Origin of the sequence: Streptococcus mitis (genome assembly GCF_001579035.1) — a bacterium.
GTDB lineage: Bacteria > Bacillota > Bacilli > Lactobacillales > Streptococcaceae > Streptococcus > Streptococcus mitis_J.
Genome location: NZ_KQ970289.1, coordinates 40,508 through 41,961, shown reverse-complemented (window position 1 = coordinate 41,961; position 1,454 = coordinate 40,508). Strand labels below are relative to the sequence as shown.

Annotated in this window: 2 protein-coding genes; both read left to right on the top strand. The window is 40.2% G+C overall.

What is annotated here, in order from left to right; genetic code table 11:
• Positions 1–52: 52 nt before the first annotated feature.
• Positions 53–934 (top strand): DivIVA domain-containing protein, encoded by an 882-nt coding sequence (locus tag SMIDD26_RS07395; protein ID WP_050098631.1) that lies wholly within the window; start codon positions 53–55, stop codon positions 932–934.
• Positions 935–1,187: 253 nt separating this feature from the next.
• On the top strand, positions 1,188–1,454 hold a 267-nt coding region (locus SMIDD26_RS13125; protein ID WP_246746981.1), incomplete at its 3' end, for a class I tRNA ligase family protein.

Below are 1,454 nucleotides of genomic sequence, written 5' to 3'. Positions count from 1 at the left end.
AAAGAGAAGAAAAAATAACCGTCCAGTTATTATTAAGTAAGTGAGGAATAGAATGCCAATTACATCATTAGAAATAAAGGACAAAACCTTTGGAACTCGATTCAGAGGTTTTGATCCAGAAGAAGTCGATGAATTTTTAGATATTGTGGTTCGTGATTACGAAGATCTTGTTCGTGCGAATCATGATAAAGATTTGCGTATTAAGAGTTTAGAAGAGCGTTTGTCTTACTTTGATGAGATGAAAGATTCATTGAGCCAATCTGTATTGATTGCCCAGGATACAGCTGAGCGAGTGAAACAGGCGGCGCATGAACGTTCAAACAATATTATTCACCAAGCAGAGCAGGATGCGCAACGCTTGTTGGAAGAAGCTAAATATAAGGCAAATGAGATTCTTCGTCAAGCAACTGATAATGCTAAGAAAGTTGCTGTTGAAACAGAAGAATTGAAGAACAAGAGCCGTGTCTTCCACCAACGTCTTAAATCTACAATTGAGAGCCAGTTGGCTATTGTTGAATCTTCAGACTGGGAAGATATTCTCCGTCCAACAGCGACTTATCTTCAAACCAGTGATGAAGCTTTTAAAGAAGTGGTTAGCGAAGTACTTGGAGAACCGATTCCAGCTCCAATTGAGGAAGAACCAATTGATATGACACGTCAGTTCTCTCAAGCAGAAATGGCAGAGTTACAAGCTCGTATTGAGGCAGCCAATAAAGAATTGGCTGAATTTGAAGCTCAGGCTAAACAGGAAGTGGGAAATCCAACTCCTGTAGTGAGTCCTCAAATGGAAGAAGAGCCTGCTCATCCAGTTGGTCCAATGTATGAAGAGCCAGAAGTAGCTCCAGTACATCCTTCGGCTCCAACACCAGCTACAGAAACGTTTGATTCAGCACCAGGATTTGAAGCACCGCAAGAATCCGTTACAATTTTATAAGAAATATTCTGAGAACAATATCTTATCTTTATATTTTCAGCGAGCAGGAGATGGTGTGAGTCCTGTAATCTCTATTGATAAGATTATCCTCTCAAAAAACTCAAGTCTGAAGTTAGTAGGATTTGACGTTCCCCACGTTACGGGATAAGAGGGAGAAAGACTAAATCTTTTTCCGAATAAAGGTGGTACCACGATTTTCGTCCTTTTTGGCAGTCGTGGTTTTTAATTTGTTATTATTTATAAAGGAGATACCATGAAACTCAAAGATACCCTTAATCTTGGGAAAACAGCTTTCCCAATGCGTGCAGGCCTTCCGACCAAAGAGCCAGTTTGGCAAAAGGAATGGGAAGATGCAAAACTTTACCAACGTCGTCAAGAATTGAACCAAGGAAAACCTCATTTCACCTTGCATGATGGCCCTCCATACGCTAACGGAAATATCCACGTTGGACATGCTATGAACAAGATTTCAAAAGATATCATTGTTCGCTCAAAATCTATGTCAGGTTTTTACGCACCA